The organism is Pseudomonas lini (assembly GCF_030812475.1).
GTDB lineage: Bacteria > Pseudomonadota > Gammaproteobacteria > Pseudomonadales > Pseudomonadaceae > Aquipseudomonas > Aquipseudomonas lini_A.
Map to the genome: position 1 here is coordinate 1 of NZ_JAUSSR010000010.1, position 26,132 is coordinate 26,132.

The following is a 26,132-nucleotide window of genomic DNA, read 5'->3' on the forward strand; positions in this document are numbered from 1 at the left end:
ATTGGTGCCCAGAAGAAGACTCGAACTTCCACGACCTTGCGGTCACCAGCACCTGAAGCTGGCGTGTCTACCAATTTCACCATCTGGGCAGTATCGACAACGCTAGTGCGTCGTCGATGGCGCGCACTATACGGAGCGTCTTTTTAACTGTAAACCCCTGGCATCAAAAAAACCTGTATTTTTTTACCAGTGGCATTTAAATCAGCTTCGCGGTGTCGATTAAGGGCTTTAGACAGGCTGTCATAGCCTGAAATTTCCCGTTTCATTAAGCCTATGCCAAACTAACCCGCATATAGACAAGGTGAAAACTCTCTAATGGCCGATTGGCAGTCCCTCGATCCCGAGGCCGCTCGTGAAGCGGAAAAATATGAAAACCCTATTCCTAGCCGCGAACTGATCCTTCAGCACCTTGCTGATCGGGGTTCGCCTGCTAACCGCGAGCAGCTGGTCGAAGAGTTTGGTCTGACCACGGAAGACCAGATCGAAGCCCTGCGCCGCCGCCTGCGCGCCATGGAGCGCGACGCTCAACTCATCTATACCCGTCGCGGCACTTATGCGCCGGTGGACAAGCTCGACCTGATCCTGGGACGCATCAGCGGTCACCGTGACGGCTTCGGCTTCCTGGTCCCGGACGACGGCAGTGACGACCTGTTCATGAGCCCGGCGCAAATGCGCCTGGTGTTCGACGGCGACCGTGCCCTGGCCCGTGTTTCCGGCCTGGACCGACGCGGTCGCCGTGAAGGCATGATCGTCGAAGTGGTCTCCCGCGCTCACGAGACCATCGTTGGTCGCTACTTTGAGGAGGGCGGCATCGGTTTCGTGGTGGCGGACAATCCGAAGATCCAGCAGGAAGTGCTGGTGACGCCGGGCCGCAATGCCAACGCCAAGATCGGTCAGTTCGTCGAAGTGAAGATCACTCACTGGCCGACGCCACGCTTCCAGCCGCAAGGCGACGTGGTTGAAGTCGTGGGCAACTACATGGCGCCGGGCATGGAAATCGACGTTGCCCTGCGTACGTACGACATTCCTCACGTCTGGCCTGAGGCTGTGCTGAAAGAAGCCGCCAAGCTCAAGCCGGAAGTCGAAGAGAAGGACAAAGAGAAGCGCATCGACCTGCGTCATCTGCCGTTCGTGACCATCGACGGTGAAGATGCTCGCGACTTCGACGATGCGGTCTACTGCGAAGCCAAGCCGGGCAAGCTGCGCCTGTTCTCCGGTGGCTGGAAGTTGTACGTGGCGATTGCCGACGTTTCCAGCTACGTGAAAATCGGTTCGGCCCTGGATAACGAATCCCAGGTTCGCGGCAACTCGGTGTACTTCCCCGAGCGCGTGATTCCGATGCTGCCGGAGCAGTTGTCCAACGGCCTGTGCTCGCTGAACCCGCACGTCGATCGCCTGGCCATGGTTTGCGAGATGACCATCTCCAAATCCGGCGAGATGACCGACTACTGCTTCTACGAGGCCGTGATCCACTCCCACGCGCGCCTGACCTACAACAAGGTCAGTGCCATGCTGGAAACGCCGAAACTCACCGAGGCGCGTCAGCTTCGTGGCGAGTACAACGACGTTCTGCCGCACCTCAAGCAGCTTTACGCGCTGTACAAAGTGCTGCTGGCCGCTCGTCACGTGCGTGGCGCGATCGATTTCGAAACCCAGGAAACCCGGATCATCTTCGGCACCGAGCGCAAGATCGCCGAGATCCGTCCGACCGTTCGCAACGACGCCCACAAGCTGATCGAGGAATGCATGCTGGCGGCCAACGTGGCCACCGCCGAATTCCTGAAAAAGCACGAGATTCCTGCGCTGTATCGCGTTCACGATGGTCCGCCACCGGAACGCCTGGAAAAATTGCGCGCATTCCTCGGCGAGCTCGGCCTGTCCCTGCACAAAGGCAAGGACGGCCCGTCGCCGAAGGATTACCAGGCACTGCTGGCGAGCATCAAGGACCGTCCGGATTTCCATCTGATCCAGACCGTGATGCTGCGTTCGTTGAGCCAGGCGGTCTACAGCGCCGACAACCAGGGCCACTTCGGCCTGAATTACGAAGCCTATACCCACTTCACCTCGCCGATCCGTCGCTACCCGGACTTGCTCACGCACCGGGCGATCCGCAGCGTCATCCATTCGAAAATGAACACCCCGCACGTTCGCCGTGCCGGTGCGATGACCATTCCGAAGGCGCGCATCTATCCGTACGACGAAGCGATCCTGGAGCAGCTCGGCGAACAGTGCTCGATGAGCGAGCGCCGCGCCGACGAAGCCACCCGCGATGTGGTGAACTGGCTCAAGTGCGAGTTCATGAAAGATCGTGTGGGCGAGTCGTTCCCGGGTGTGATCACCGCCGTGACCGGTTTCGGCCTGTTCGTCGAGCTGACCGATATCTACGTCGAAGGCCTGGTGCACGTCACCGCGCTGCCGGGCGATTACTACCATTTCGATCCTGTGCATCACCGCCTCGCCGGTGAGCGTACCGGCCGCAGCTTCCGACTTGGCGATACTGTTGAAGTGCGCGTGATGCGTGTTGACCTCGACGAGCGCAAGATCGACTTCGAGATGGCTGAAAAGACCATCAGCGCGCCGATCGGTCGCAAGAAACGCGGGACTGAAAAAAACGAGCCGGCTACCCAATCGGCTGCTAAAACCGCAGCAGAGCCGGCACCGGCGAAAACCGGTCGTCGCCCTGCCAAGGAAAAGGCTGTCGAAGCCTATCGCCCGAGCGACGCGGCGGCGAAAAATGCCGAGCTGCGTAAAAGCCGCGAAATGAAGCAGGCATTGTTGTCTGAAGCAAAAAGCGGCGGTAAAGCGGCGTCTGGGGGAAAGACCGGACGGTCGGCGCCTGACAAGGCCCCCGGCGGCAAGCCAGCAAAACCGAGCAAACACCGTAAAGGCCCGCCCAAGGCGGGTTCCGCTCCAGCTGCCAAAAGCGGCGGGGTACGTAAACCTAAGGCCAAGCCATGAGTCAGTTGGAAAAGATCTACGGCGTGCATGCGGTAGAAGCGTTGCTGCGTCACCACCCCAAGCGCGTCAAGCAGATCTGGTTGGCCGAAGGCCGCAGCGATCCGCGGGTTCAGACGCTGATCGAGCTGGCCAGCGAAAATCGCGTAGCAGTCGGCAATGCTGAACGTCGTGAGCTCGATGCCTGGGTCGAAGGCGTGCACCAGGGCGTGGTCGCGGAAGTGAGCCCGAGCCAGGTCTGGGGCGAAGCAATGCTCGACGAGCTGCTCGACCGCACCGAAGGCGCACCGTTGCTGCTGGTGCTCGACGGCGTGACCGACCCGCACAACCTCGGCGCTTGCCTGCGTTCGGCCGATGCGGCGGGTGCGCTTGCGGTGATCGTGCCCAAGGACAAGTCGGCGACCTTGACCCCGACGGTACGTAAGGTCGCGTGTGGTGCAGCAGAAGTCATTCCTTTGGTGGCCGTGACCAACCTGGCGCGCACCCTGGAGAAGCTAAAGCAGCGCGGATTGTGGGTCGTCGGTACGGCGGGCGAGGCTGAGCAGAGCCTGTATCAGCACGACATGACCGGCCCGACCATCCTGATCATGGGGGCGGAAGGCAGCGGCATGCGTCGCCTGACTCGCGATCTTTGCGACTATCTGGTGCACCTGCCGATGGCGGGCAGTGTCAGCAGTCTCAACGTATCCGTGGCAACCGGCGTGTGCCTGTTCGAGGCGCAGCGCCAGCGCAGCGTCAAGGCCGCCGGAACCGCCAAGAAGTCCTGATTGAAACACCCACCTGTAGGAGCTGGCTTGCCAGCGAAGGCGTCCTCAAGTACGCCATCGCCAGCAAGCCGGCTCCTACAGGTACGAGGTCAATGGTGATTGTTCAAATAATCACCAATTGCCTTGCACCTCTCCCGTCCCTTCTCTACAATTGCGCCCCTTGCTGTGACGGCAGGCACGCATGTGTCTATCGCAAGCAAGTCCATAAGTGTCATTCACTCCTTGTCTGACCGCTTTTGAGCGGCAGGCTACAACCCGTAAGGAGCATTCATGCGTCATTACGAAATCATCTTTTTGGTCCACCCGGATCAAAGCGAGCAAGTCGGCGGCATGGTTGAGCGTTACACCAAGCTGATCGAAGAAGACGGCGGCAAAATCCACCGTCTGGAAGATTGGGGCCGTCGTCAACTGGCCTATGCAATCAATAATGTTCACAAGGCTCACTACGTGATGCTGAACGTTGAGTGCACTGGCAAGGCCCTGGCCGAGCTGGAAGACAACTTCCGCTACAACGATGCAGTGATCCGTAACCTGGTCATCCGTCGCGAAGAAGCCGTTACCGGCCAATCCGAGATGCTCAAGGCTGAAGAAAACCGCAGTGAGCGCCGTGAGCGTCGCGACCGTCCTGAGCACTCCGACAGCGCCGATGGCGTTGATGGTGATGACAGCGACAACAGCGATAACGCTGACGAGTAATCCACGGACCTTTTGAGGAGCCTATTACATGGCACGTTTCTTCCGTCGTCGTAAATTCTGCCGCTTCACCGCTGAAGACGTGAAAGAGATCGATTACAAAGATCTCAACACCCTGAAAGCTTATGTATCCGAGACCGGCAAAATCGTTCCAAGCCGCATCACCGGTACCAAAGCACGTTATCAGCGTCAGCTGGCCACCGCTATCAAGCGCGCCCGCTTCCTGGCCCTGCTGGCCTACACCGACAGCCACGGCCGCTGAGACCGGGCAGTCGACACGTAGCAAAGGATTGAAAGCATGCGTGCCATAGCTGAGTTCATCATGCGCGGCCGTATGCAGGCCACTCTGGTAGTGGCTGGATGCGCGGCATTGCCGTTGTTGTATTGGTTGGGTGCTGCCGCTGGATGCTTCGTGCTCCTGCGGCGCGGATGGAAGGACGCCTCGAGCGTTCTTGCCCTGGGATTGCTGCCGGCGTTGATCTGGTGGCTTTACGCCGATGACCCACGCTCACTTCTGGTGCTGCTGGGGTCTTGGAGCCTTGCGTTGGTTTTGCGCGCAAGCGAGTCCTGGAACCGCGTGCTGCTGGTCAGCATAGCGATGGGAGTGGTGTTTTCAGTGGTGCTGGGGACGGCTTTTGGTCCCCAGATCGAGATGCTGGCGCAGGCTTTGATAAAAGTCATGCCGTCGCTACTCGGCGATGTCTACCAGAAGTTGTCGGTAGACGAGCAAGCGCATTTTGCGTCCCTGATTGCACCGGTCCTGACCGGCCTGATTGCGGCCTTGTTGCAAATCGTCAGTGTGCTGAGCCTGATTGTCGGGCGCTACTGGCAGGCGTTGTTGTACAACCCGGGTGGTTTTGGTCGCGAGTTTCGCGCCACACGCTTCCCGCTTGGGCTGGCGATGTTGCTGCTGGCGTTCATGCTTCTGGGACCGAACCTCGGTCCGCAGATGGCCATGTTGACGCCGTTGTGCAGTGTACCGCTGGTGTTCGCCGGGCTGGCCCTGATTCATGGGCTGGTGGCGCAAAAGCGACTGGCCAGGTTCTGGCTGGTGGGGTTGTACGTCACGCTGTTGCTGTTCATGCAGCTGATCTATCCGTTGCTGGTGGTCTTGGCCATCGTCGACAGCCTGATTGATTTTCGCGGTCGTTCGACGCCGAAAGACGTCGATAGCGCGAACGGTGAAGGTTAAAAGTTAAGAGGATTTTCACATGCAACTGATCCTTCTGGAAAAAGTCACCAATCTGGGCAACCTGGGTGACAAAGTGAACGTTAAGGCTGGTTATGGTCGTAACTACCTGCTGCCTTACGGCAAAGCTACCGCTGCGACCGCTGCCAACCTGGCTGCGTTCGAAGAGCGTCGCGCTGAGCTGGAAAAAGCCGCAGCAGATCGTAAAACTTCGGCTGAAAGCCGCGCTGCCCAACTGGCTGAGCTGGAAGTGACTATCACTGCCACCGCTGGCGACGAAGGCAAGCTGTTCGGTTCGATCGGTACTCACGACATCGCCGATGCACTGACCGCCTCTGGCGTTGAAGTTGCAAAAAGCGAAGTTCGTCTGCCGAACGGCACTATCCGCAACGTAGGCGAATTCGACGTAGCCGTGCACCTGCACGCCGAAGTTGAAGCCACCGTACGCGTTGTCGTGGTAGCAGCTTAAGCAGCACTTGTCGGCTGGCACCCTCGGGTGCTTGCCGGTAACATCGGGCACGATCCTGTTTACAGGTCGTGCCCTTTGTCTTTCTGCAGTTCCTGTTTTTCACACCCTGCTTTTCTAATATAACCAAGTGGCCATGAACGATATCTCCGCTCCCGAGCAATATGACCTGCAAACCGCGTCGCTGAAGGTGCCTCCGCATTCCATCGAGGCCGAACAGGCCGTGCTCGGTGGTCTGATGCTGGACAACAACGCCTGGGAACGCGTGCTTGATCAAGTCTCCGACGGCGATTTCTATCGGCATGACCACCGTTTGATCTTCCGTGCAATTGCCAAACTGGCCGACCGGAACTCGCCGATCGACGTCGTGACCCTTGCCGAGCAATTGGACAAGGAAGGTCAGACTTCGCAAGTCGGTGGTCTTGGTTACCTCGGCGAGCTGGCGAAAAACACGCCGTCCGTCGCCAACATCAAGGCCTATGCGCAGATCGTTCGCGCGCGGGCGACCCTGCGACAACTGATCGGCATCGCTACCGAGATCGCCGACAGCGCCTTCAATCCGGAAGGCCGCACCGCGGAAGAGATTCTCGACGAAGCCGAGCGGCAGATCTTCCAGATCGCCGAGGCTCGGCCAAAAACCGGCGGCCCGGTGAGCGTGAATGACCTGCTGACCAAGGCCATCGACCGCATCGACACCTTGTTCAACACTGACAACGCCATTACCGGTTTGTCCACCGGCTACACCGACCTCGACGGGATGACCAGCGGCCTGCAGCCGTCCGACCTGATCATCGTTGCCGGCCGTCCGTCCATGGGTAAAACCACCTTTGCGATGAACCTGGTGGAAAACGCCGTACTGCGCAGTGACAAGGCCGTGCTGGTTTACTCACTGGAGATGCCAGGCGAATCGCTGATCATGCGTATGTTGTCGTCCCTCGGCCGCATCGACCAGACCAAGGTCCGGGCCGGTCGCCTGGACGACGACGATTGGCCGCGCCTGACCTCGGCGGTCAACCTGCTCAACGATCGCAAGCTGTTCATCGACGACACGGCCGGCATCAGCCCTTCGGAAATGCGCGCGCGGACCCGGCGCCTGGTGCGTGAACATGGCGACATCGCCCTGATCATGATCGACTACCTGCAATTAATGCAGATACCGGGTTCCGGCGGTGATAACCGGACCAACGAGATTTCCGAAATTTCTCGCTCCTTGAAGGCATTGGCCAAGGAATTCAACTGCCCGGTCGTGGCGCTGTCCCAGCTCAACCGCTCTCTGGAGCAACGGCCGAACAAACGCCCGATCAACTCCGACCTACGGGAATCGGGAGCGATCGAGCAGGATGCCGACGTGATCATGTTCGTGTACCGGGATGAGGTGTATCACCCGGAAACCGAGCATAAAGGCATCGCCGAGATCATCATCGGCAAACAGCGGAACGGCCCGATCGGTACGTCGCGGCTGGCATTTATCGGTAAGTACACCCGCTTCGAGAATCTGGCGCCGGGTAGTTACAACTTCGACGACGAGTGACGGCTGGCCGGGATCACCCGGCCAGCCGCACCCAGGCGTGATTCACGTTTTAATCCGTTTGGGCAGAGGCCTCGTCGCCAGCGGGGTTGCTGGCAGAAGGCTCCTCGTTCGGTGAGCGAGGTTGAAGTTCTTGCCGCGTCAGCGCCTGAATCAATGTCGCTTCTTCAATCGCAAGCAGTGCCTGCAGATCATTGGTCTGAGCTTTATATTCCGCCTCTGTGAGTTGCTGTTGCGAAGCCCGGCTGTCCAGAATTGCTTGTTGATCCTGAAAGGGCTGGCGGCAATCTTCGAATTTCTTCAGGTATTTGTGGGTGATGTAGTCCTGCCAGAGATCCAGGGCTACCAGGGCCTGAAACTCTTCGGGTGAGTCGTCCAGCGCAACGATCTTTCTATACGCGGCATCCAGCATTGCAGGGGTCACATCCGCCATGCCGATATAGTTGAGTGCCTCGGGTTGAAACGGCAATTGGAGCCGGTCCTTGAGACCGAAACGGTAGGCCATCACCATTTCGTGTGGATCGTGTATACGATTACGATGGTGTCTCTTCTGCTGCGCGGAAGTCGCGGGATTGTTGATTATCGCCCTGCTCGACTCGAGGTCTGCCGCCGCGATATCGTCGACATGCCTTAACCGGAACAGGCTTCTGGAGAAGCTCACCAGCGGCGTGCCGTTCAATTCATTCCTGGCCTGGGTGCGCGCTCTGTGCGTAGCGGTCAGGATTTGCAGGTCTGTGAAGGTGGCAGCGGCAAGATCGGTGCAGCCCGCTTCGCATGCGCGATCAAACACTTCCCTGCGCATGACAAGGGACTCGGGATTGTCTTCGGTAATGGCGTCGATCACATCCCAGACCTGTCGCCGAAAATCCTGATGACGGGTGCGGCTCTGAATGATGTTGAAGAAGCCGTCTGAGCCCTGATCTTCACGTAACGTTCGCCATTGCGCTCTTCTGACTAATGTCTGGTCGGGGGGTAATCCCTCGGTCCAGCTGGCTTTCGAGTAAATCCAGATCCTGAGCGCGTCGGGCCAGTTTCGCTTCTGCTTCATCACCCAGTCCGATGAAAAACGCCCTGGCCTCTTGCGTGTTCTTGTCCGGGTAAAGCCGCTGCACCATGGCTATCTCGGGCCTATCACCATCAAGCCTGAACGCGCCGGTCAGGGCGTTCGTGTTCAGTTCGGGATGATCGGCAGCCACGCGCTGCCAGTATGCTTCAAGCTTTTTCCAATAGCCGGCAGGGAAGGAATTGCCTTCAAGCAGCGTGACGCTGTTGATTCGGGCGTACGCTTTGAATGGATCGGCCGAGGGGTCGAGTATTGCCGCCGGAACCTCACGCAGTCGGTTGTTGCGCAAGTCCAGGCGTTTTAATCTGGTCTGATTTTGCAAACCCGTTGGCCATTGATCCAGTTGCGCATTGTTCAGGTTCAGCGTCTCGAGTTCGGACAGGCCGGCGAAATCAGGCGTTTTGCCCAGTGGATTACCCGACAGGTCAATGTTCTGCAGTTTGCTGAGTGTGCTCAGTTTTGCGGCCGTTTGCTCATTGAGCTGAATAAGGTTCGAACTCAGATCCAATGTGCTCAGGTTGGACATTTCAGCTACTGCTGCGGGCAGGTTATCCAGGGTGGAGCGGGTCACAGCCAAACGTTCCAGGCCGGAGAAGCCCGAGAGGAATGTGTTGGCGCTGTCTGACCAGGTGACGGCGTCCAGCTCCAACGCCCGGACATGGCTGAAATCCGCTTTCAACGCCGGAAGTGGTTCATTTCCGAGGGCAAGCCTGAGCGTTGAGCCGGTCTGCTGGCGCCAACAGCGCTTTATCTCTTCGGCAACTCGTAGCGTCGAGTCTTTCGCTGTTCCGAAAGCCGATGAAGTGGTGGATTGTTTGATCCAGGACTTCAGTTCGGCCTTGAGCGTGTTGTACTCGGTTTCGCGGCGGGTCAAACGGCCTCTGACGTCGTCTCCCAGTGATCGGATAAAGTCGCTGATCTGATCATCGGTGTGATCCGGGAACAACTTTCTGGCTCGGGATTCAGCGCCGCGCAGTCGACTGAAAGCCGAGGAAAGCCTGTCCAGCAGTCCCGGACGAGCCGGCTGATCGGCATCGCCACGCATCATCCCGCCTGCACCGGCCACCCCGGTTCCCACCCAGCCCTGTACGGCATCGAAAACAATCGGTTCCGACCTTCCCGGGCGTGTCGGGACATACCGGTTACGGTTGTCGATGGCCACGGGATCTTCACTACGGACGATGCGCATCACGGCCGCCAATGGAGTTGACGCGTCAAGGTCATGCAGTACCTGATAGGCGTGGTTGTCGATCTCTACGTACAGTTTGCCGTCGAACCGATGAAGCCCGTCGCTGCCGGGTTCTGCGTCGCTGAAATCCAGGCCCGTGCGAAAAGCCGCCAGGCGGGTGTCGGTCAACGGGAAGGTGATCGGTTCGAAATCTTCAAGCTTGTGCCACCGCCCGCTATGGGGATCGCGCAGCAGCACCGGTCCGGAGGCGGTCAATTCGCTGGGAAGTCTGGCGCGGTACAGTCCCGTTTCCGGATCCGTCCCGACCAGTGCGACGCCGCCATCGGCCAGGTCAACGTACCGGCGTCCCTTGTGAATCCTCAAGCCATCGGCGTTAACGTCCGGCAACCCTGTCGCAGTGCTGAGCCGGTAACGCTCCAGCGACTGATTGACCGGCGTCAGGGGGGCAACGCTGGTCATTGTTCCAATGGTTTCGTGAACCGTTACCACCGGTGCCGGCGTGATTGCGTCAAGGTCGGGATCTCCGTTTGTTCTGCCCGGCCGCGCCGGATTGCCATCAGGGCGCAAGGTCGGCGAGCCAAAGTCGATGCGGGGCGCAATGTCGGGGCGCGGTGTGCTCACGTCCGACGGTTGATTTGGGTGAATGTGGACATCGGCGGAGCCGTTGCCTCTAGTGGGAGGTTTTGGTGACATGGGTTTTCATCCTTGAAAAGTTGCCGCATCAGCGCCCATCAATGGTTTGCTGAACTGCGTTTGGGCTTCATTGCCCATTTTGGTTTATTGAGGGTCAGGGGTTGCGGCGCAGCGGCGGCTCGAAGAGCGCGACATCCAGAAAAACGCCGGCTGGCGCTCCCGCCGGCCCGCCGCAATTGCTTCACGACGCCAGCTCGAAGATCTTCTGTGCCGTCCGGCCATCAATCGTTTCGCGCCAGATGGCCACGTGTGGCAGTCCAGCCTGTTCATCCCGGCGCTGGGATTCAATGCCCCGTCCGGCCTGCTCGAGCGTTTTGAGATGCCCCCCCTTTACCTTGAAGTTCAACGCTGGGCTGTCCTGCTTGTCATATTTAAAATGGGCCTCCCAAAGAGGCTCGCCGGTGTGCGCGTCGTTCAACCTGTAGATGTCCAGAAAGTGTTTGTCCTTGCCCTTGCCCCGCTGCAGCCGAACGTGGGTCTGTCTGACGCTGAGGTGTTCGTGGCTGATCAAATACGCCAGTCGGCCCGCGCTCAGACAGGATTTGTCCTTGTAGAGCCGGATGCGAATGTTCTCGCCTTCGCTTCTCAGGCGCTGACTGTCTTGCGTCAGGCGCTGGACGAGCACGCCGATGTTGTGCCCGGTCGGATTTGGAGCCTGTTCGAGCTGTCGGGCCAGGTCGTCGAGCGCTTCGGCCTTGCTACCGAGAAACTCGACGATGTTGGTGGCATTGATTTTTCCCCGCTCATCTTGCCAGGCGCTTCTCAGGTACGATTCGGACTGATCCAGGTGTTGGCTGGCTTCGGCCATGAGCGCGGTCAGGGGCTTGTTTTGTGCAAATTGTACCCGGCGCCATTCTCCCTCCCTGCGTTCGTAGGTTCGCAAGACCCGGGCCGGGTTGTTGGGATCCAAGACATCGATCACCTCTTCGTTCGTCACGGTCCGACGCGGTTGACCAACACTGACTTTGTCGACCCCGTGGTGTTTGACGCGAAAGATTCGTCTGGGCGTCGGTGCCGGCCCGCTTCTGTCTTGTGCAGGGATGAAGTCGAAATCAATGGGCTGCTCGTGCGCCGGTAGCGCCGAGGTGTGTTCCAGATCTCGGTGAAAACGCGCCATCTGGTTCTCAAGTGCGTTTTCGAAGACCTGTATGGCCTCTGCAATTTCGCGCCGGGAGTTGGCCTGAAGTGAGTCTGCCGGGAGGTCCAGGTTCTCGTACGAGGACCTGATTGCCCCGCTTTGGTCGAGCAGGCCGGTCAACGCCGCGATGCGAGCGGCCTCGGGAATGCTCTCGATCCCTCGGAATGCGGACGCAGCCTCAATAAAAGAGTGCGCCAGTTGTACCGCTTCGGAGTCACTGTTGCCTGGGTCCTCCGTCAGCAGTCGGCTTCGGGCTTCGACCCAGCCGGAGGTTACTTCATGAATCTCCTTCGGGTCATAACCCAGTTCAGCCAGCTCGAGCTCCGAGGAGCGCGAGCTGGACCGGATTTCATTTGCAACTTGCTGGACCTTTTCCAGAATGTTGCGTTTATTCATCAGGTGTTCGGCGATGGCTTGATAGGCAGTCGCCGAGTCATTGATTGGCTGAATCTCCAGCATTTTGCGGGCATCGCTGACAACAATGAGACGGTTGTAACCCGCGACTTTAAATTCCCGAAGTTCATGCAGTTCGTTTCTATAGACGCCATTTGCTTTAACAAGAATCAACCAGTCGCGTTCGTTCACGTACTTGGTGGCCAGATTTTCCAGCAAAGCGAGTTCTCTGCGAATTTGCACTTCCAGGAGTATCAGAGCGGTTCTTTCACCTTCTGTACCGATTGCTCTCTCCCAGCTGGACGTCAGTGTGAGTCTCCTCTGCCTGGTCGCCTCCAGCATGCGGGCCTCTGTTTGCAATTGGCCGATCGGTTCGGCGAATTGCTTTTGCAATGAGCTATTCAGTCCCGTCGGCATCCCGCCCGCGCCGCCCACACGGGTTCCCACCCAACCATTTTGCCGATCAAAAACAACAGGCTCCGACCTTCCCGGGCGCGTCGCAACGAAAATGTTGTTATCGTCCAGGGAAACGGGATCTTCTGCCCGGACGATGCGCATCACTGAAGCCCACGGCGATGTTGCCCCAGGATCATGCAGGACCTGATAGGCGTGGTTCTGAATGACCACGTAGAGTTTGCCATCCAGTCGATACAGCCCGTCGCTGCCCGGTTCGACTCCTGTGAAGTCCAGGGGGGTGCGAAAAGCCTTCAGGCGGGTCTCGGTCAATGGGTAGGTCGTTGGCGTGGTGACATCAAACGGATGCCAGATTCTGCTCTCGGGATTGCGCACGAGCACCGGGCCAGAAGGGGTCAGCTCGTTCGGCAGTCTGGCCCGGTACAGGCCGGTTTCCGGATCCTTTGCGACATGCACGATGCCGCCGGGGACGTCGACGTACTGGCGGCCCTTGAAGATTCTGAAACCCTGAGCGTCGGCATCCGGAAGATGGGCTGAAGCGGTGATCCAATAAAGCTCCAGCGGACGTTGCGCAGGCGTTGGAGTCGTTTCAGACACGGAAGATGTCTCGCTGACCGTTATGGGCGGCGCCGGCGTAATTGCATCAAGGTCGGCGTCCTCCGGTGTTCTGCCTGTCCCCGTGGGTTCCGGATGTCTCCCGGTTGACAGGACAAAATCGACATGTGGCACAGTGTCAGGGTGCGGTGTGTGCTCGTTCGAGGGGCGCGTGGGGCGGGTGTGAATATCAACTGTGGTTGTGCCTCTGGGAGGCGGTTTTGGTGACATGACTTTTTCATCCTTGAATGGTTTTCGCATCAGCACCTGTAAACGGAGGCTGAAGGGGCATTTGGCGTCATTGCCGGTTTTTCGCTTCGCGGATTTGCAAAGCGTGTAAGTATTCAGGTCCGGTTCGGGTTGTATGCGGCATCGGATCAAATAGAAACCGACCACTGTCGTCGGAATTGGTCAAATTTTGTGCTATATTCCGCGCCCGCGATTTTTCATCTCAACACCGGTCATCGACATGCAAGCAGCCAAGCCGTTATTTGACTATCCAAAATATTGGGCCGAATGTTTCGGGCCAGCGCCATTCCTGCCAATGAGCAGGGAGGAGATGGATCAGCTCGGCTGGGATTCATGCGACATCATCATCGTCACCGGTGATGCCTACGTCGATCACCCGTCGTTCGGCATGGCAATCATTGGCCGGTTGCTGGAGTCCCAGGGCTTCCGCGTCGGGATCATTGCCCAGCCGAACTGGCAGTCCAAAGACGACTTCATGAAGCTCGGCGAGCCGAACCTGTTTTTCGGTGTCGCGGCCGGCAACATGGACTCGATGATCAACCGCTACACCGCCGACAAGAAAATCCGTTCCGATGACGCCTACACCCCCGGTGGCATGGCGGGCAAACGTCCGGACCGTGCGAGCCTGGTTTACAGCCAGCGCTGCAAGGAAGCCTACAAGAACGTGCCGATCGTGCTCGGTGGCATCGAAGCTTCCCTGCGCCGCATCGCCCACTACGATTACTGGCAGGACCGGGTGCGCAACTCGATCCTGATCGACGCCTGCGCCGACATCCTGCTCTACGGCAACGCCGAGCGTGCGATCGTCGAAGTTGCCCAGCGTCTGTCCTACGGTCACAAGATCGAAGATATCACCGACGTGCGCGGCACCGCATTCATTCGTCGCGACACGCCGAAAGACTGGTACGAAGTCGATTCCACGCGCATCGATCGTCCGGGCAAGATCGACAAGATCATCAACCCGTACGTGAATACCCAAGACACCCAGGCCTGCGCCATCGAGCAGGAAAAGGGTCCGCTTGAAGATCCGGAAGAAGCCAAAGTCGTTCAGATCCTGGCCAGCCCGAAGATGACGCGAGACAAGACCGTGATTCGTCTGCCGTCGGTTGAGAAGGTCCGTGGCGACGCCGTTCTGTATGCCCACGCCAACCGCGTGCTGCACCTGGAAACCAACCCGGGCAACGCCCGTGCGCTGGTGCAGAAGCATGGCGAAGTCGACGTCTGGTTCAACCCGCCGCCGATTCCGATGACCACCGAAGAAATGGACTACGTGTTCGGCATGCCCTATGCGCGCATCCCGCACCCGGCGTACGGCAAGGAAAAGATTCCTGCCTACGACATGATCCGTTTTTCGGTGAACATCATGCGTGGCTGCTTCGGCGGCTGCACCTTCTGCTCGATCACCGAGCACGAAGGCCGGATCATCCAGAACCGTTCCGAAGAGTCGATCATTCGCGAAATCGAAGAGATCCGTGACAAGGTCCCAGGTTTCACCGGCGTCATTTCCGACCTCGGCGGCCCGACCGCGAACATGTACCGCATCGCCTGCAAGACCCCGGAAATCGAATCGGCGTGCCGCAAGCCGTCGTGCGTGTTCCCGGGTATCTGCCCGAACCTGAACACAGATCACTCGTCGCTGATCCAGCTTTATCGCAGCGCCCGTGCCTTGCCGGGCGTGAAGAAGATCCTGATCGCTTCCGGCCTGCGCTACGACCTCGCGGTCGAGTCGCCGGAATACGTCAAGGAACTGGTGACCCACCACGTTGGTGGTTACCTGAAGATCGCCCCGGAACATACCGAGGAAGGTCCGCTCAACCAGATGATGAAACCGGGCATCGGCAGCTATGACAAGTTCAAGCGCATGTTCGAGAAGTACTCCAAGGAAGCCGGGAAAGAGCAGTACCTGATTCCATATTTCATCGCCGCCCACCCGGGCACTACCGATGAAGACATGATGAACCTGGCTCTGTGGCTCAAGGGCAACGGCTTCCGCGCCGATCAGGTGCAGGCGTTCTACCCGTCGCCGATGGCCACCGCCACCGCGATGTATCACTCGGGCAAGAACCCGTTGCGCAAAGTGACGTACAAGAGCGACGCGGTGACCATCGTCAAGAGCGAAGAGCAGCGTCGTCTGCACAAGGCCTTCTTGCGTTACCACGACCCGAAAGGCTGGCCGATGTTGCGTGAAGCGCTGACCCGCATGGGCCGCGCCGACCTGATCGGGCCGGGCAAGAACCAGTTGATCCCGCTGCACCAGCCAGCGACCGACAGCTACCAGAGTGCCCGGCGCAAGAACTCGACGCCGGCCGGAAGCCACAAGGTCGCGGGCGAGAAGACCACCAAAATCCTGACCCAGCACACTGGTCTGCCACCCCGTGCCAGCGATGGCGGTAACCCGTGGGACAAGCGTGAACAGGCCAAGGCTGCGGCGTTCGCCCGCAATCAGCAGGCGGCCAAGGAGCGTAAGGATGCGGCTAAAGGCAAGGGGCCAAAGCCTGCGCGCAAGCCGGTCGTACCGCGCTAAGCCTCGTTTGAGCTGAACAGAACGCCAACCTTCGGGTTGGCGTTCTGCGTTATGGAGCTAATGGTGATCCCTTGTAGGAGCTGGCTTGCCAGCGAAGGCGTCCTCACTCGCGCCAAAAGCTTCGCTGCGGTGCGGCGATCCGACAAGCCAGCTCCTACAAGTCCTATGTTGAGGCAACCGGCCCCTTCGCGGGCAAGCCCGCTCCCACAGTGTTTCGAGGTGTACCCAAATTTAATGGTCGCAGCAGATCCCTGTGGGAGCGGTTATACGGGGATCCGACTTGCCCGCGACGGGCCCGAAATTGGTGGCGACAATTCAACTGAACGCCACAAATCCGTGCAACGCTGTCAAACCAATTTCCCGCATCGCCCGATTTTGGTGCTGTACTGCCTCAAGCAATCGAAGAAAGCGCCAGCGCCGCTGGATGGCATAAGTCTTGCGCCGCTTTCGATAACGTCCAGGCTCGCAGGAGGCACGCCGTGTCGATTCATGTCGCATTGCATCACGTTACGCATTACCGCTACGACCGCGCTGTCGAACTCGGACCGCAGATCGTTCGCCTGCGTCCGGCCGCCCACAGTCGCACGCGAATTCTGTCCTACGCGCTCAAGGTCTCGCCCGGGCAGCACTTCATCAACTGGCAGCAGGACCCCCAGGGCAATTACCTGGCGCGCTTGGTGTTTCCTGAGAAAACCGCTGAGCTGCGGATCGAGGTCGACCTGCTGGCCGAGATGGCAGTGTTCAATCCGTTCGACTTCTTCCTCGAGCCCTACGCGGAAAAGATCCCGTTCACCTACGCGGCGGACGAGCGCAAGGAATTGGCGCCGTACCTGGAAACCTTGCCCCTGACCCCGAAATTCCAGGCTTATCTGCAGGGCATCGACCGCACACCACTGCCCAGCGTGGATTTCCTTGTTGCGCTCAATCAGCGTCTGAGCGAAGACATCGGCTACCTGATCCGCATGGAGCCGGGCGTGCAGACCCCGGAATACACCCTCGAACAGGCCTCAGGCTCCTGCCGCGACTCGGCGTGGCTGCTGGTGCAGTTGCTGCGCAATCTTGGCCTGGCGGCGCGTTTCGTCTCCGGCTACCTGATCCAGCTCACCGCTGACGTCAAAAGCCTCGACGGCCCGTCGGGCACTGACGTGGACTTCACCGACCTGCACGCCTGGTGCGAGGTCTATCTGCCCGGTGCGGGCTGGATCGGCCTGGACGCCACCTCCGGGCTGTTCGCCGGCGAAGGACACATTCCGTTGGCCTGTAGTCCCGATCCGGGCTCTGCGGCACCGATCAGTGGCCTGGTGGAGCCGTGCGAGTGCGAATTCACCCACGAAATGTCCGTGGAGCGAATCTGGGAAGCGCCGCGGGTGACCAAGCCCTACACCGAAGATCAATGGTTGGCGATCCAGGCGTTGGGGAGGCAGATCGATGCCGACCTGCTGGACGGTGACGTTCGCCTGACCATGGGCGGCGAGCCGACCTTTGTGTCCATCGATGACCCCGACGGCGCCGAGTGGAACACCGCCGCGCTCGGGCCGGACAAGCGTCGGCTGTCCGCCGAACTGTTCCAGCGCATGCGCAGGCACTATGCGCCCCAAGGCCTGGTGCATTTCGGCCAGGGCAAGTGGTACCCCGGCGAACAATTGCCGCGCTGGTCGTTGAACTGCTACTGGCGCCGCGATGGTGTGCCGATCTGGCACAACAGCGCCTTGATCGCTGATGAGCAGGAAGACTACGGTGCCGATAGTGAGTTGGCCGGGCGTTTTCTGGCGAGTGTCGCCGAGCGCCTGAAAATTCCGACACGCTTTGTGTTTCCGGCCTACGAAGACAATTTCTATTACCTCTGGCGCGAGGGGGCTTTGCCGCAGAACGTCAGCGCCGAAGACTCACGCCTGGAAGAACCACTGGAGCGTGCGCGACTGCGCAAAGTCTTCAGTCAGGGCCTGGACAAGATCATTGGCCAGGTCCTTCCCCTGGCGCGCACAGCCAAGGGCGATCAATGGCAGAGCGGGCGCTGGTATCTGCGTGACGAACACTGCCGGCTGGTACCGGGGGATTCGCCGCTGGGCTATCGCCTGCCCCTCGGCTCGCAGCCTTGGGTGAAAGCGGCAGAGTATCCGTTCATCAACCCCAATGATCCGAACCAGGATTTCCCGCCGCTGCCTGAAACCACGCAGCTGCGCAGCCATGGCGACCCTGCGGTGGCTGACGAGCGCGTGCCCGGGATCGACGAGTCCGCAGACTGGCTGACCCGTACGGCATTTTGCGCCGAGGCGAGGGAAGGCCGGCTGTACCTGTTCATGCCACCGCTGGAACGGGTCGAGGATTACCTGGAACTGGTCAGCGCCATCGAGGCCACGGCTGAAGAGCTGCATTGCCCGGTGTTGCTGGAAGGCTATGAGCCTCCGAGCGATCCGCGCCTGAGCAACTTCCGGATTACGCCGGACCCAGGCGTCATCGAGGTCAATGTGCAGCCGTCCGCCACCTGGGATGAGCTGGTCGAACGCACCGAATTTCTTTACGAAGAGGCACGCCAGACTCGACTGACCACAGAAAAATTCATGATCGATGGGCGGCACACCGGCACCGGTGGCGGTAACCATTTCGTCCTGGGTGGCGCGACACCGGCTGACTCTCCGTTTTTGCGCCGTCCCGATCTGCTGCGCAGCCTGATCAGCTATTGGCATAACCATCCGTCCTTGTCCTACCTGTTTTCCGGACTGTTCATCGGCCCGACGTCCCAGGCGCCGCGTGTCGATGAGGCGCGCAACGACGCGTTGTACGAGCTGGAAATCGCTTTTGCACAAATGCCCGAACCGGGCGAGGAGTGCGCGCCATGGCTGGTGGATCGGCTGTTGCGCAACCTGCTGATCGATGTCACCGGCAACACGCATCGCGCTGAATTCTGTGTCGACAAGCTGTATTCGCCGGACGGCGCTACGGGACGCCTTGGACTGCTGGAACTGCGCGCCTTCGAAATGCCGCCGCATGCACGCATGAGCCTGGCGCAACAGCTGTTGTTGCGGGCGTTGGTGGCGAAGTTCTGGCGCGAGCCTTATGCGCCGCCGAAGCTGGCGCGCTGGGGCACCGAACTGCACGACCGATTTTTGTTGCCGCACTTTATCGAGCAGGATTTCGCCGATGTGATGGTCGATCTCAATGCTGCCGGCTATCCCGTGCGGGCCGAGTGGTTTGCAGCGCATCTGGAGTTCCGTTTTCCCAAGGTCGGTGATTACGCGGTCAGCGGTATCGAGCTGGAAGTACGCCAGGCGCTTGAGCCTTGGCATGTGCTGGGCGAGGAGGGTGCGGTCGGTGGCACGGTGCGCTACGTGGATTCGTCCCTGGAGCGCTTGCAGGTCAAGCTCACGGGCTTGCCGCCCCAGCGTTATCTGCTGACCTGCAATGGCATTCCCGTGCCATTGCAGCCTACCGGTCGGGTTGGCGAGTTTGTGGCAGGCGTGCGTTTTCGCGCCTGGCAACCGGCCAACTGCCTGCAGCCCACCATCCCGGTTCATGCGCCACTGGTGTTCGACCTGCTCGATACCTGGATGCAACGCTCGCTGGGCGGCTGCCAGTACCATGTCGCCCATCCGGGCGGGCGCAACTACGACAGCTTGCCGGTGAACGCCAACGAGGCCGAGAGCCGGCGGATGGCGCGTTTCTTCCGCATCGGACACACGCCGGGGAAACTTCCTGTACCGAATGTGGAAATTAACGACGAGCTACCGATGACGCTCGATTTGCGACGTTTCTAAATCGTACGCGACGCTCGGATTTTTCGTCTATCCGGGCGTCATGAGCCTGCGTTAGTCTGACCGTTCCTGCTGTCTGCCGAGCTTTCCATGCCTGATCTGCTTGACCGCTACCCGCTGACGGCGGGCACTTATCACGAACTGCTTGATGGCAGTGGAGCCGTGCGCCCGCACTGGCGACGGCTGTTCGAGCAATTGCAACGCAGCACACCCGCGCAGTTGGTGCAGCGTCAGGCGTTGCTGACCCGGCAGATCCAGGAAAACGGCGTGACCTACAATGTCTATGCCGACCCCAAGGGGGCTGACCGGCCGTGGGAACTCGACCTGCTGCCCCATGTCATTGCGGCTGACGAGTGGGAGCAATTGTCGGCTGGCATAGCGCAACGGGCGCGCTTGCTCAATGCCGTGCTGGCGGATCTCTATGGTCCGCAACGCTTGATCGCCGAGGGGCTGCTACCCGCCGAACTGGTATTTGGCCATAACAACTTCCTCTGGCCCTGCCAGGGCATTACACCACCCAACGGGGCCTTTCTGCATCTGTACGCGGTGGATCTGGCGCGCACGCCCGATGGTCGTTGGTGGGTGACGGCGGATCGGACCCAGGCGCCGTCCGGGGCTGGTTATGCTCTGGAAAATCGCACCATCGTGTCTCGGGCCTTTCCCGAGTTGTACCGTGATCTGAAGGTGCAGCATCTGGCCGGGTTCTTCCGCACGCTTCAGGAAACCCTGGCCCGTCAGGCGCCGAGCGATGATCAAGCGCCGTTGGTGGTGTTGCTGACGCCAGGACGATTCAACGAAAGCTATTTCGAGCACCTGTACCTGGCGCGTCAGCTGGGTTATCCATTGGTGGAGGGCGGTGACCTCACGGTGCGGGATGCCACCGTCTACCTGAAAACCTTGAGCGGCCTGCGCCGGGTGCACGCAATCATGCGCCGGCTGGATGATGACTTCTGCGATCCGCTGGAATTGCGTACCGACTCGGCGCTTGGCGTGCCAGGCCTGCTCGAGGCCGTGCGGCAAGGGCGAGTGCTGGTGGCCAACGCCCTCGGCAGTGGCGTGCTGGAGTCGCCGGGGTTGCTGGGCTTTCTGCCGAGGATCAATCAATTCCTGTTCGGTGAAGCCTTGATCCTGCCTTCCATTGCCACCTGGTGGTGCGGAGAAGCGCCAGTGCTGGCCCAGGCCTTGGAAAAATTACCGGAGCTGTTGATCAAACCGGCATTCCCATCCCAGAGCTTCACTCCGGTGTTTGGTCGTGATTTGAGTGAAAAACAGCGCCAGGACCTCGCCGAGCGTATGCAGGCACGGCCTTACGCCTATGTGGCGCAAGAACTGGCGCAGCTTTCTCAGGCACCGGTCTGGCAGGCTGAAGACGGACAGTTGCAACCCCGTGCCATTGGCATGCGCGTATATGCCGTAGCCAGCCGCGATGGGTATCGGGTGCTGCCCGGTGGCCTGACCCGGGTGGCCGCCGACGCCGACGCCGAAGAGGTGTCGATGCAGCGCGGCGGTGCGAGCAAGGACACTTGGGTGTTGGGGGATCGCCCACCCAGCGGCGAACAATGGAAAACCCGACGCAACATCGGGGTGCGCGATCTGGTGCGGCTCGATCCGTATCTGCCGTCACGGGTGGTGGAAAACCTGTTCTGGTTCGGCCGTTACTGCGAGCGTTGCGATGGCAGCGCACGGTTGCTGCGGATCATGCTGGCGCATTATGTCGACGGTGACGATCCCCAGGCCTTGCAGGCGGCAGTCGATCTTGGCGAGCGCCTGAATCTGTTGCCGGATGAAGGTGAGTTGCCGGAGCGCTTGTTGGCGGCGCTGCTCGGCGATGACTGGCCGTTCAGCCTGCGCTCCAACCTGCAGCGTTTGCAGTGGGCGGCCTCCCAGGTGCGGGGCAAGCTCTCCCGGGAAAACTGGCAGGCGCTGGTGGAATTGCAGCGCGAAGCCATGGCGCTGGAAACCGATGAAGCGGATTTTGGCGAGCTGCTGGATTTTCTCAACCGTCTCGTGATGTCCTTGGCGGCGTTGTCCGGTTTCGCCCTGGACGACATGACACGGGACGAAGGCTGGCGCTTCCTGATGATCGGTCGTCGGATCGAGCGCCTGCAATTTCTCAGCAGCAGCCTCGCCGCATTTCTGCGGGGTGCCGGCGCCTTCGACCAGGCCGGGCTGGAATGGCTGCTGGAGCTGGGAAACAGCAGCATCACCTACCGTTCGCGGTATCTCGCGGTGGCGCAATTGATACCGGTCCTGGACCTGTTGCTGCTGGATGAACAAAACCCCCATGCGGTGCTGTTCCAGCTGAAGCTGGTGACTCGCACCCTGAAGCGCTTGAACAATGACTTTGGCGTACCTCGTGAAGCAGCCCTGCCGCAATTGGTGGACCGCCTGGCGCGTTTTGATCTGGGGTGCCTGGAGAATTCGCTGTTTGGTGAATCCAGCCTTCGCGCCGCCCTCAATGGTCTGGCTGATTTGCTTCAAGAGATCGCCGATATCAGCGGGCAAATGTCGGATCGCCTGGCCTTGCGCCATTTCGCCCATGTCGATGATGTCAGCCAGCGCACGGTGTCCGTCTGATGAACGCCCATTACCGGATTCTCCACGACACCCATTACCAGTACGACAGCCCGGTCTCCCTGGCCCAGCAACTGGCTCACTTGTGGCCGCGAGCCTGTGCCTGGCAGCGTTGCACCGAGCAGCAATTGCAAATCAGTCCGGACCCGACTACGCGCCGGGACGAACTGGACGTATTCGGCAATCCCCTGACCCGGCTGGCGTTCGAGCGGCCCCACGATGAATTGCTGGTCAATGCCCGGCTCACCGTTGAAGTGCTGGCGCGGCCTGCGCTCGATTTCAATCAATCTCCCGCATGGGAGCAAACGCGCAATGCGCTGACCTACAGCAGTCAGCCGCTGTCTCCTGAACTGCTGGATGCCTGCCGTTTTCGTTTTGAATCGCCTTATGTGCATTTGAAGCGCAACTTCGTCGAATTCTCGCAAAGTTGCTTTCCCCAGGGGCGGCCGCTGTTAATTGGCGTACAGGCCCTGATGGAAAAAATCTTCAGCGAATTCACCTTCGACGCCGAAGCAACCCAAGTAGCGACGCCATTGGTGGAAGTGCTGGAGCGTCGGCGGGGGGTTTGTCAGGATTTCGCGCACCTGATGCTCGCCTGCGTGCGCTCTCGTGGATTAGCGGCGCGGTACATCAGCGGTTACCTGCTGACCCAGCCACCGCCGGGGCAGCCGCGATTGATCGGCGCCGATGCATCCCACGCCTGGGTCTCGGTATTTTGCCCGGTGCTGGGCTGGGTCGATTTCGATCCGACCAACAATGTGCAGCCGGCGCTGGAACACATCACCCTGGCCTGGGGCCGGGATTTTTCCGATGTTTCTCCGTTGCGCGGGGTAATTCTGGGGGGCGGCAACCATGATCCGGAGGTTAGGGTTACCGTGATGCCCTTGGAATAACAGGGATTCAGTTGATGGGAACGTACTTGCAGAGCGTACCGACCCTATCAGATCTGATAGCTAGGCACCTCCATACAGCCAAGTGATACTGGCCCCAGAGTTGAGATATTTCAGGGAGCCATGTTCATGCCGAAGAACGAAGACGCACTGCTCTGCACCTACCATTACGATCCACTGGGCAGGCTGGTCGCTAGTACGCTTGCGCAGGACGACAGCTCCGAGCGCTTTTACATGAAAGACCGTTTATCCACCGAAATCCAAGGCACGGTGCGGCAGTCGATCATGCAGCACGGAGAGCAGCTGTTGGCGCAGCAATTGCACGAGAGCAACAACGTGGAAACCAGCTTGCTTGCCACTGATCAGCATCGTTCGGTGCTGAATGTCGTGGATACAACCGAAAGCCATTCCCTCCAGTACACCCCCTACGGTCATCGTACGTTGGAGAACGGTTTGCTCAGCCTGCTCTGTTTTAACGGAGAACGACCTGATCCGGTGACAGGGCATTATTTGTTAGGCAAGGGCTATCGGGCGTTTAGCCCGGTGTTAATGAGGTTCAACAGCGCGGACACCTGGAGTCCGTTCGGAAAGGGGGGATTGAATTGTTATGCTTATTGTCTAGGGGATCCGGTCAATTACGATGATCCGACAGGGCACATGCGTCGGTTCTTGAAATTCGTGCGCAGGTCGCGGTCTCGATCTCCCAGTCCGCCGAGAACACCGGTGCCGGCAGATCAGGTCACCCGTAGCGCAAGAGGCCAAACGCATGGCGGCGCTTGGGAACCAGCGCAGAGAGTTCCACGGGGAAGGGGTAACACTGCGGGATTACCCCATACAAGTGGTGTACCTAAGCCAGCTGATCAAAGGGCTGCCCGCGAGGCGCAAAGGGAACGTGCAGAGTTTAGAAGGCTCGTTAGGCGTGCGAATGCCTCTTTACCCGATATGCCGCCTGTGGCGCGGAGCATGTCGCCCGAAAATCAGATTCATGCACCGAGTGCACCACCGCTACAGCAAATGAATGAGATGGGCGTAAATCCGCCTCGTTATACGGATGTAGTCGCCACTTTACATAGCTCTGAGGCGGCTCCACCGTCCTATGAGAGGGTAATGCTGGAGCCCTACAAAATCGCGGCCGCAGCGAGAAAACATCCTTTGCCTTCTGACAGTAATCGTCAGATCAGGGACAGCTGATCGATCAGGCTTTGTTCCTGGCTGAAAAAACTCAGGGTCAGCAGCCGCGCTGCCAACCCTGGACACAGATCCGGTGGGCCTGATCAGATCATCCGGCCCTGAGGGTCTCAGGCGTCGGGCGCCTGATCTTTCGGTGTTTCGGTTTCGTCTGTAGCCACTTCGCCTTCGGCATCCGGGTTCAGTGCTGCTGCTTCTTCTTCAGCGGTAGCTTTCTTGCGCTGAAGCTTTTCCTCTTTCTTCTGCTCCTTGGCCAAGTCTCTTTGACGTTTGGCGAAGGAATAATTGGGTTTAGCCATGGGCGATCCTCTGGGGTCGAAGGTGAGGTTGAGCGGCGCGTATTCTGCCTTGTATCGATGCCGAGCCGTTAGCTGGGTTTTTGCTCTGTCCACTTTGGCACTATTGTCGGCTGCCAGGCATCCAGGGCATCGAGCAGGGTTTGCGGCGATTCGCTCACTTGCAGCATGTCACGGTGCGCCTCGCGAACGAAGCCTTCGCCGACGATATGATCAAGAAAACCGGTCAGTTTGCTGTAGAAACCGTTCACTTCCAGCAAGCCTAGCGGTTTGCCGTGATAGCCGAGCTGGCCCCAGGTCCAGACTTCGAACAGTTCCTCCAGGGTGCCCAGGCCGCCAGGCAGGGCGATGAAGGCGTCGCTGAGCTCGGCCATCCGCGCCTTGCGTGCGTGCATGCCGTCGACCACTTCCAGGCGGGTCAGGCCGCTGTGGCCGATTTCCTTGTCCATGAGGCTTTGCGGGATGATCCCGATCACTTCACCACCGGCCGCCAGCGCAGCATCGGCGACGACGCCCATCAGCCCGACGGCGCCACCGCCATAGACCAGTGTCAGCTTGCGCTCGGCCAGTGCTCGCCCGAGGGCGATAGCTGCTTCACGATAAGCCGGGTGAGTGCCGGTACTGGCACCGCAAAATACACAAACGGACGCTAAAGACATGCCTTGCTCCACGATCAGAATGATCACAGAGTAACGGCAGGCGAGCGGCGCTCCAAGGTCTAAACGTCGCGATCAGGTGTTTCACAGGTGCCGCTGGCGCCACAGGCATAAGCGGCGAGCAAACTGCGCAACAGGCTGTTAAGGGACATGACAGGCGCTCCAGATGAGGGATGACGGACTGATGATAGGGCCGGACCAGACGTCTGGCTGGTAGATTGTCTCGATAGGTGTCATAGCCCGAAAGTTGTATACAATTTTTGATTCAGGTCATAGGAACTTGCGAAGTTTTCAGGCAGTCTTCTGTTCATTCGCACTTTTGTTAACCCTGCCTTGGAGATTCACCATGTTTGCCAAACTTGTTGCGGTATCCCTGCTGACACTGGCCAGCAGCCAATTGATGGCTGCCGAGTGCAAGGTCACTGTCGACTCCACCGATCAGATGTCCTTTAGCACCAAGGCCATTGAAATCGACAAGAGCTGCAAGACATTCACCGTCGAGCTGACCCATTCCGGCAGCTTGCCGAAAAACGTCATGGGTCATAACTGGGTGCTGAGTAAAGAGGCTGATATGCAGCCGATCGCTACCGATGGCCTGGCGGCCGGCATCGACAAGAACTACCTGAAAGAAGGTGATGCCCGCATCATCGCCCACACCAAACTCATCGGCGCCAAGGAAACCGACTCGGTGACCTTCGATGTGGCGAAGCTCAATGCTGGCGAGAAGTACGGATTCTTCTGCTCGTTCCCGGGCCATATCTCGATGATGAAAGGGACTGTTACCCTGAAGTAATCGAATCGAGACATAAAAAAAGCGTCCCTCGAAGGACGCTTTTTTGTGCCTGACATTTGACCGAGTCATCGTTCTTCGCGGGCAAGCCACGCTCCCACATGATTTGTGTCGTGCCCATTACCGGCGTC

The 26,132-nt window shown here is 59.4% G+C and carries 18 protein-coding genes and 1 tRNA gene; 13 read left to right on the forward strand and 6 right to left on the reverse strand.

Annotated features, from left to right (window positions below; genetic code table 11):
• Positions 1 to 2 precede the first annotated feature (2 nt).
• Positions 3 to 89 (reverse strand) — tRNA-Leu (locus tag J2W17_RS19370).
• Positions 90 to 315: 226 nt separating this feature from the next.
• Between J2W17_RS19370 and rnr the strand changes: the two genes are divergently transcribed.
• The 7 genes from rnr to dnaB all read left to right on the forward strand — a co-directional run bounded on the left by rnr (position 316) and on the right by dnaB (position 7,601).
• Positions 316 to 2,958, forward strand: a complete 2,643-nt coding sequence (gene rnr, locus J2W17_RS19375; protein WP_307337713.1) for a ribonuclease R — start codon at positions 316 to 318, stop codon at positions 2,956 to 2,958.
• Entirely contained in the window at positions 2,955 to 3,722 is a 768-nt protein-coding gene (rlmB, locus tag J2W17_RS19380) for a 23S rRNA (guanosine(2251)-2'-O)-methyltransferase RlmB (RefSeq protein ID WP_307337716.1), read from the forward strand. Before rnr ends, rlmB begins: the two co-directional genes overlap by 4 nt.
• Before the next feature lie 270 nt (positions 3,723 to 3,992).
• Entirely contained in the window at positions 3,993 to 4,418 is a 426-nt protein-coding gene (gene rpsF, locus J2W17_RS19385; RefSeq protein ID WP_150743927.1) for a 30S ribosomal protein S6, read from the forward strand.
• Positions 4,419 to 4,446: 28 nt separating this feature from the next.
• Positions 4,447 to 4,677, forward strand: coding sequence for a 30S ribosomal protein S18 (gene rpsR / locus J2W17_RS19390; RefSeq protein WP_002551829.1), 231 nt, complete (start codon positions 4,447 to 4,449; stop codon positions 4,675 to 4,677).
• Between the two features lie 36 nt (positions 4,678 to 4,713).
• Complete coding sequence (locus J2W17_RS19395; protein ID WP_307337723.1) at positions 4,714 to 5,607, forward strand: hypothetical protein; 894 nt, start codon at positions 4,714 to 4,716, stop codon at positions 5,605 to 5,607.
• A gap of 19 nt (positions 5,608 to 5,626) precedes the next feature.
• Positions 5,627 to 6,073, forward strand: coding sequence for a 50S ribosomal protein L9 (gene rplI, locus J2W17_RS19400; protein ID WP_003197251.1), 447 nt, complete (start codon positions 5,627 to 5,629; stop codon positions 6,071 to 6,073).
• A gap of 133 nt (positions 6,074 to 6,206) precedes the next feature.
• On the forward strand, positions 6,207 to 7,601 hold the full coding sequence (dnaB, locus tag J2W17_RS19405) for a replicative DNA helicase (protein WP_064675625.1): 1,395 nt from the start codon (positions 6,207 to 6,209) through the stop codon (positions 7,599 to 7,601).
• A gap of 49 nt (positions 7,602 to 7,650) precedes the next feature.
• On the opposite strand, the gene J2W17_RS19410 is transcribed toward dnaB, so the two are convergent.
• The 3 genes from J2W17_RS19410 to J2W17_RS19420 all read right to left on the reverse strand — a co-directional run bounded on the left by J2W17_RS19410 (position 7,651) and on the right by J2W17_RS19420 (position 13,085).
• A complete protein-coding gene (locus J2W17_RS19410; protein ID WP_307338527.1) occupies positions 7,651 to 8,610 on the reverse strand; it encodes an NEL-type E3 ubiquitin ligase domain-containing protein in 960 nt (319 codons plus the stop codon).
• On the reverse strand, positions 8,522 to 10,543 hold the full coding sequence (locus J2W17_RS19415) for a leucine-rich repeat domain-containing protein (protein ID WP_307337729.1): 2,022 nt from the start codon (positions 10,541 to 10,543) through the stop codon (positions 8,522 to 8,524). The genes J2W17_RS19410 and J2W17_RS19415 overlap by 89 nt, the downstream gene beginning before the upstream one ends.
• Positions 10,544 to 10,724: 181 nt before the next feature.
• The gene (locus tag J2W17_RS19420; RefSeq protein ID WP_307337732.1) at positions 10,725 to 13,085 is read right to left on the reverse strand and encodes a hypothetical protein; all 2,361 of its coding nucleotides are present in this window, start codon (positions 13,083 to 13,085) and stop codon (positions 10,725 to 10,727) included.
• A 466-nt stretch (positions 13,086 to 13,551) separates the two neighbouring features.
• Here J2W17_RS19420 and J2W17_RS19425 point away from each other — a divergent pair, with 466 nt between their 5' ends.
• The 5 genes from J2W17_RS19425 to J2W17_RS19445 all read left to right on the forward strand — a co-directional run bounded on the left by J2W17_RS19425 (position 13,552) and on the right by J2W17_RS19445 (position 24,262).
• Complete coding sequence (locus J2W17_RS19425) at positions 13,552 to 15,855, forward strand: YgiQ family radical SAM protein (RefSeq protein WP_307337735.1); 2,304 nt, start codon at positions 13,552 to 13,554, stop codon at positions 15,853 to 15,855.
• A 479-nt stretch (positions 15,856 to 16,334) separates the two neighbouring features.
• The gene (locus J2W17_RS19430; RefSeq protein ID WP_307337738.1) at positions 16,335 to 19,610 is read left to right on the forward strand and encodes a transglutaminase family protein; all 3,276 of its coding nucleotides are present in this window, start codon (positions 16,335 to 16,337) and stop codon (positions 19,608 to 19,610) included.
• An 87-nt stretch (positions 19,611 to 19,697) separates the two neighbouring features.
• Positions 19,698 to 22,184: a circularly permuted type 2 ATP-grasp protein gene (locus tag J2W17_RS19435; protein ID WP_307337741.1), complete on the forward strand. Its 2,487-nt coding sequence runs from the start codon at positions 19,698 to 19,700 to the stop codon at positions 22,182 to 22,184.
• Positions 22,184 to 23,074, forward strand: a complete 891-nt coding sequence (locus J2W17_RS19440; protein ID WP_307337745.1) for a transglutaminase family protein — start codon at positions 22,184 to 22,186, stop codon at positions 23,072 to 23,074. The genes J2W17_RS19435 and J2W17_RS19440 overlap by 1 nt, the downstream gene beginning before the upstream one ends.
• 126 nt (positions 23,075 to 23,200) lie before the next feature.
• Positions 23,201 to 24,262 carry an RHS repeat-associated core domain-containing protein gene (locus J2W17_RS19445; protein WP_307337748.1) on the forward strand — a complete coding sequence of 354 codons (1,062 nt, stop codon included), beginning with the start codon at positions 23,201 to 23,203 and terminating at the stop codon, positions 24,260 to 24,262.
• A 107-nt stretch (positions 24,263 to 24,369) separates the two neighbouring features.
• Here the strand turns inward: J2W17_RS19445 and J2W17_RS19450 are convergent, their stop codons facing one another.
• Positions 24,370 to 24,558, reverse strand: a complete 189-nt coding sequence (locus J2W17_RS19450; protein ID WP_128874310.1) for a hypothetical protein — start codon at positions 24,556 to 24,558, stop codon at positions 24,370 to 24,372.
• Between the two features lie 68 nt (positions 24,559 to 24,626).
• Positions 24,627 to 25,214, reverse strand: coding sequence for an LOG family protein (locus J2W17_RS19455; RefSeq protein WP_307337753.1), 588 nt, complete (start codon positions 25,212 to 25,214; stop codon positions 24,627 to 24,629).
• A gap of 343 nt (positions 25,215 to 25,557) precedes the next feature.
• On the opposite strand from J2W17_RS19455, the gene azu reads away from it, so the two are divergent.
• Complete coding sequence (gene azu / locus J2W17_RS19460; protein ID WP_307337756.1) at positions 25,558 to 26,004, forward strand: azurin; 447 nt, start codon at positions 25,558 to 25,560, stop codon at positions 26,002 to 26,004.
• The last annotated feature ends 128 nt before the right edge of the window (positions 26,005 to 26,132 follow it).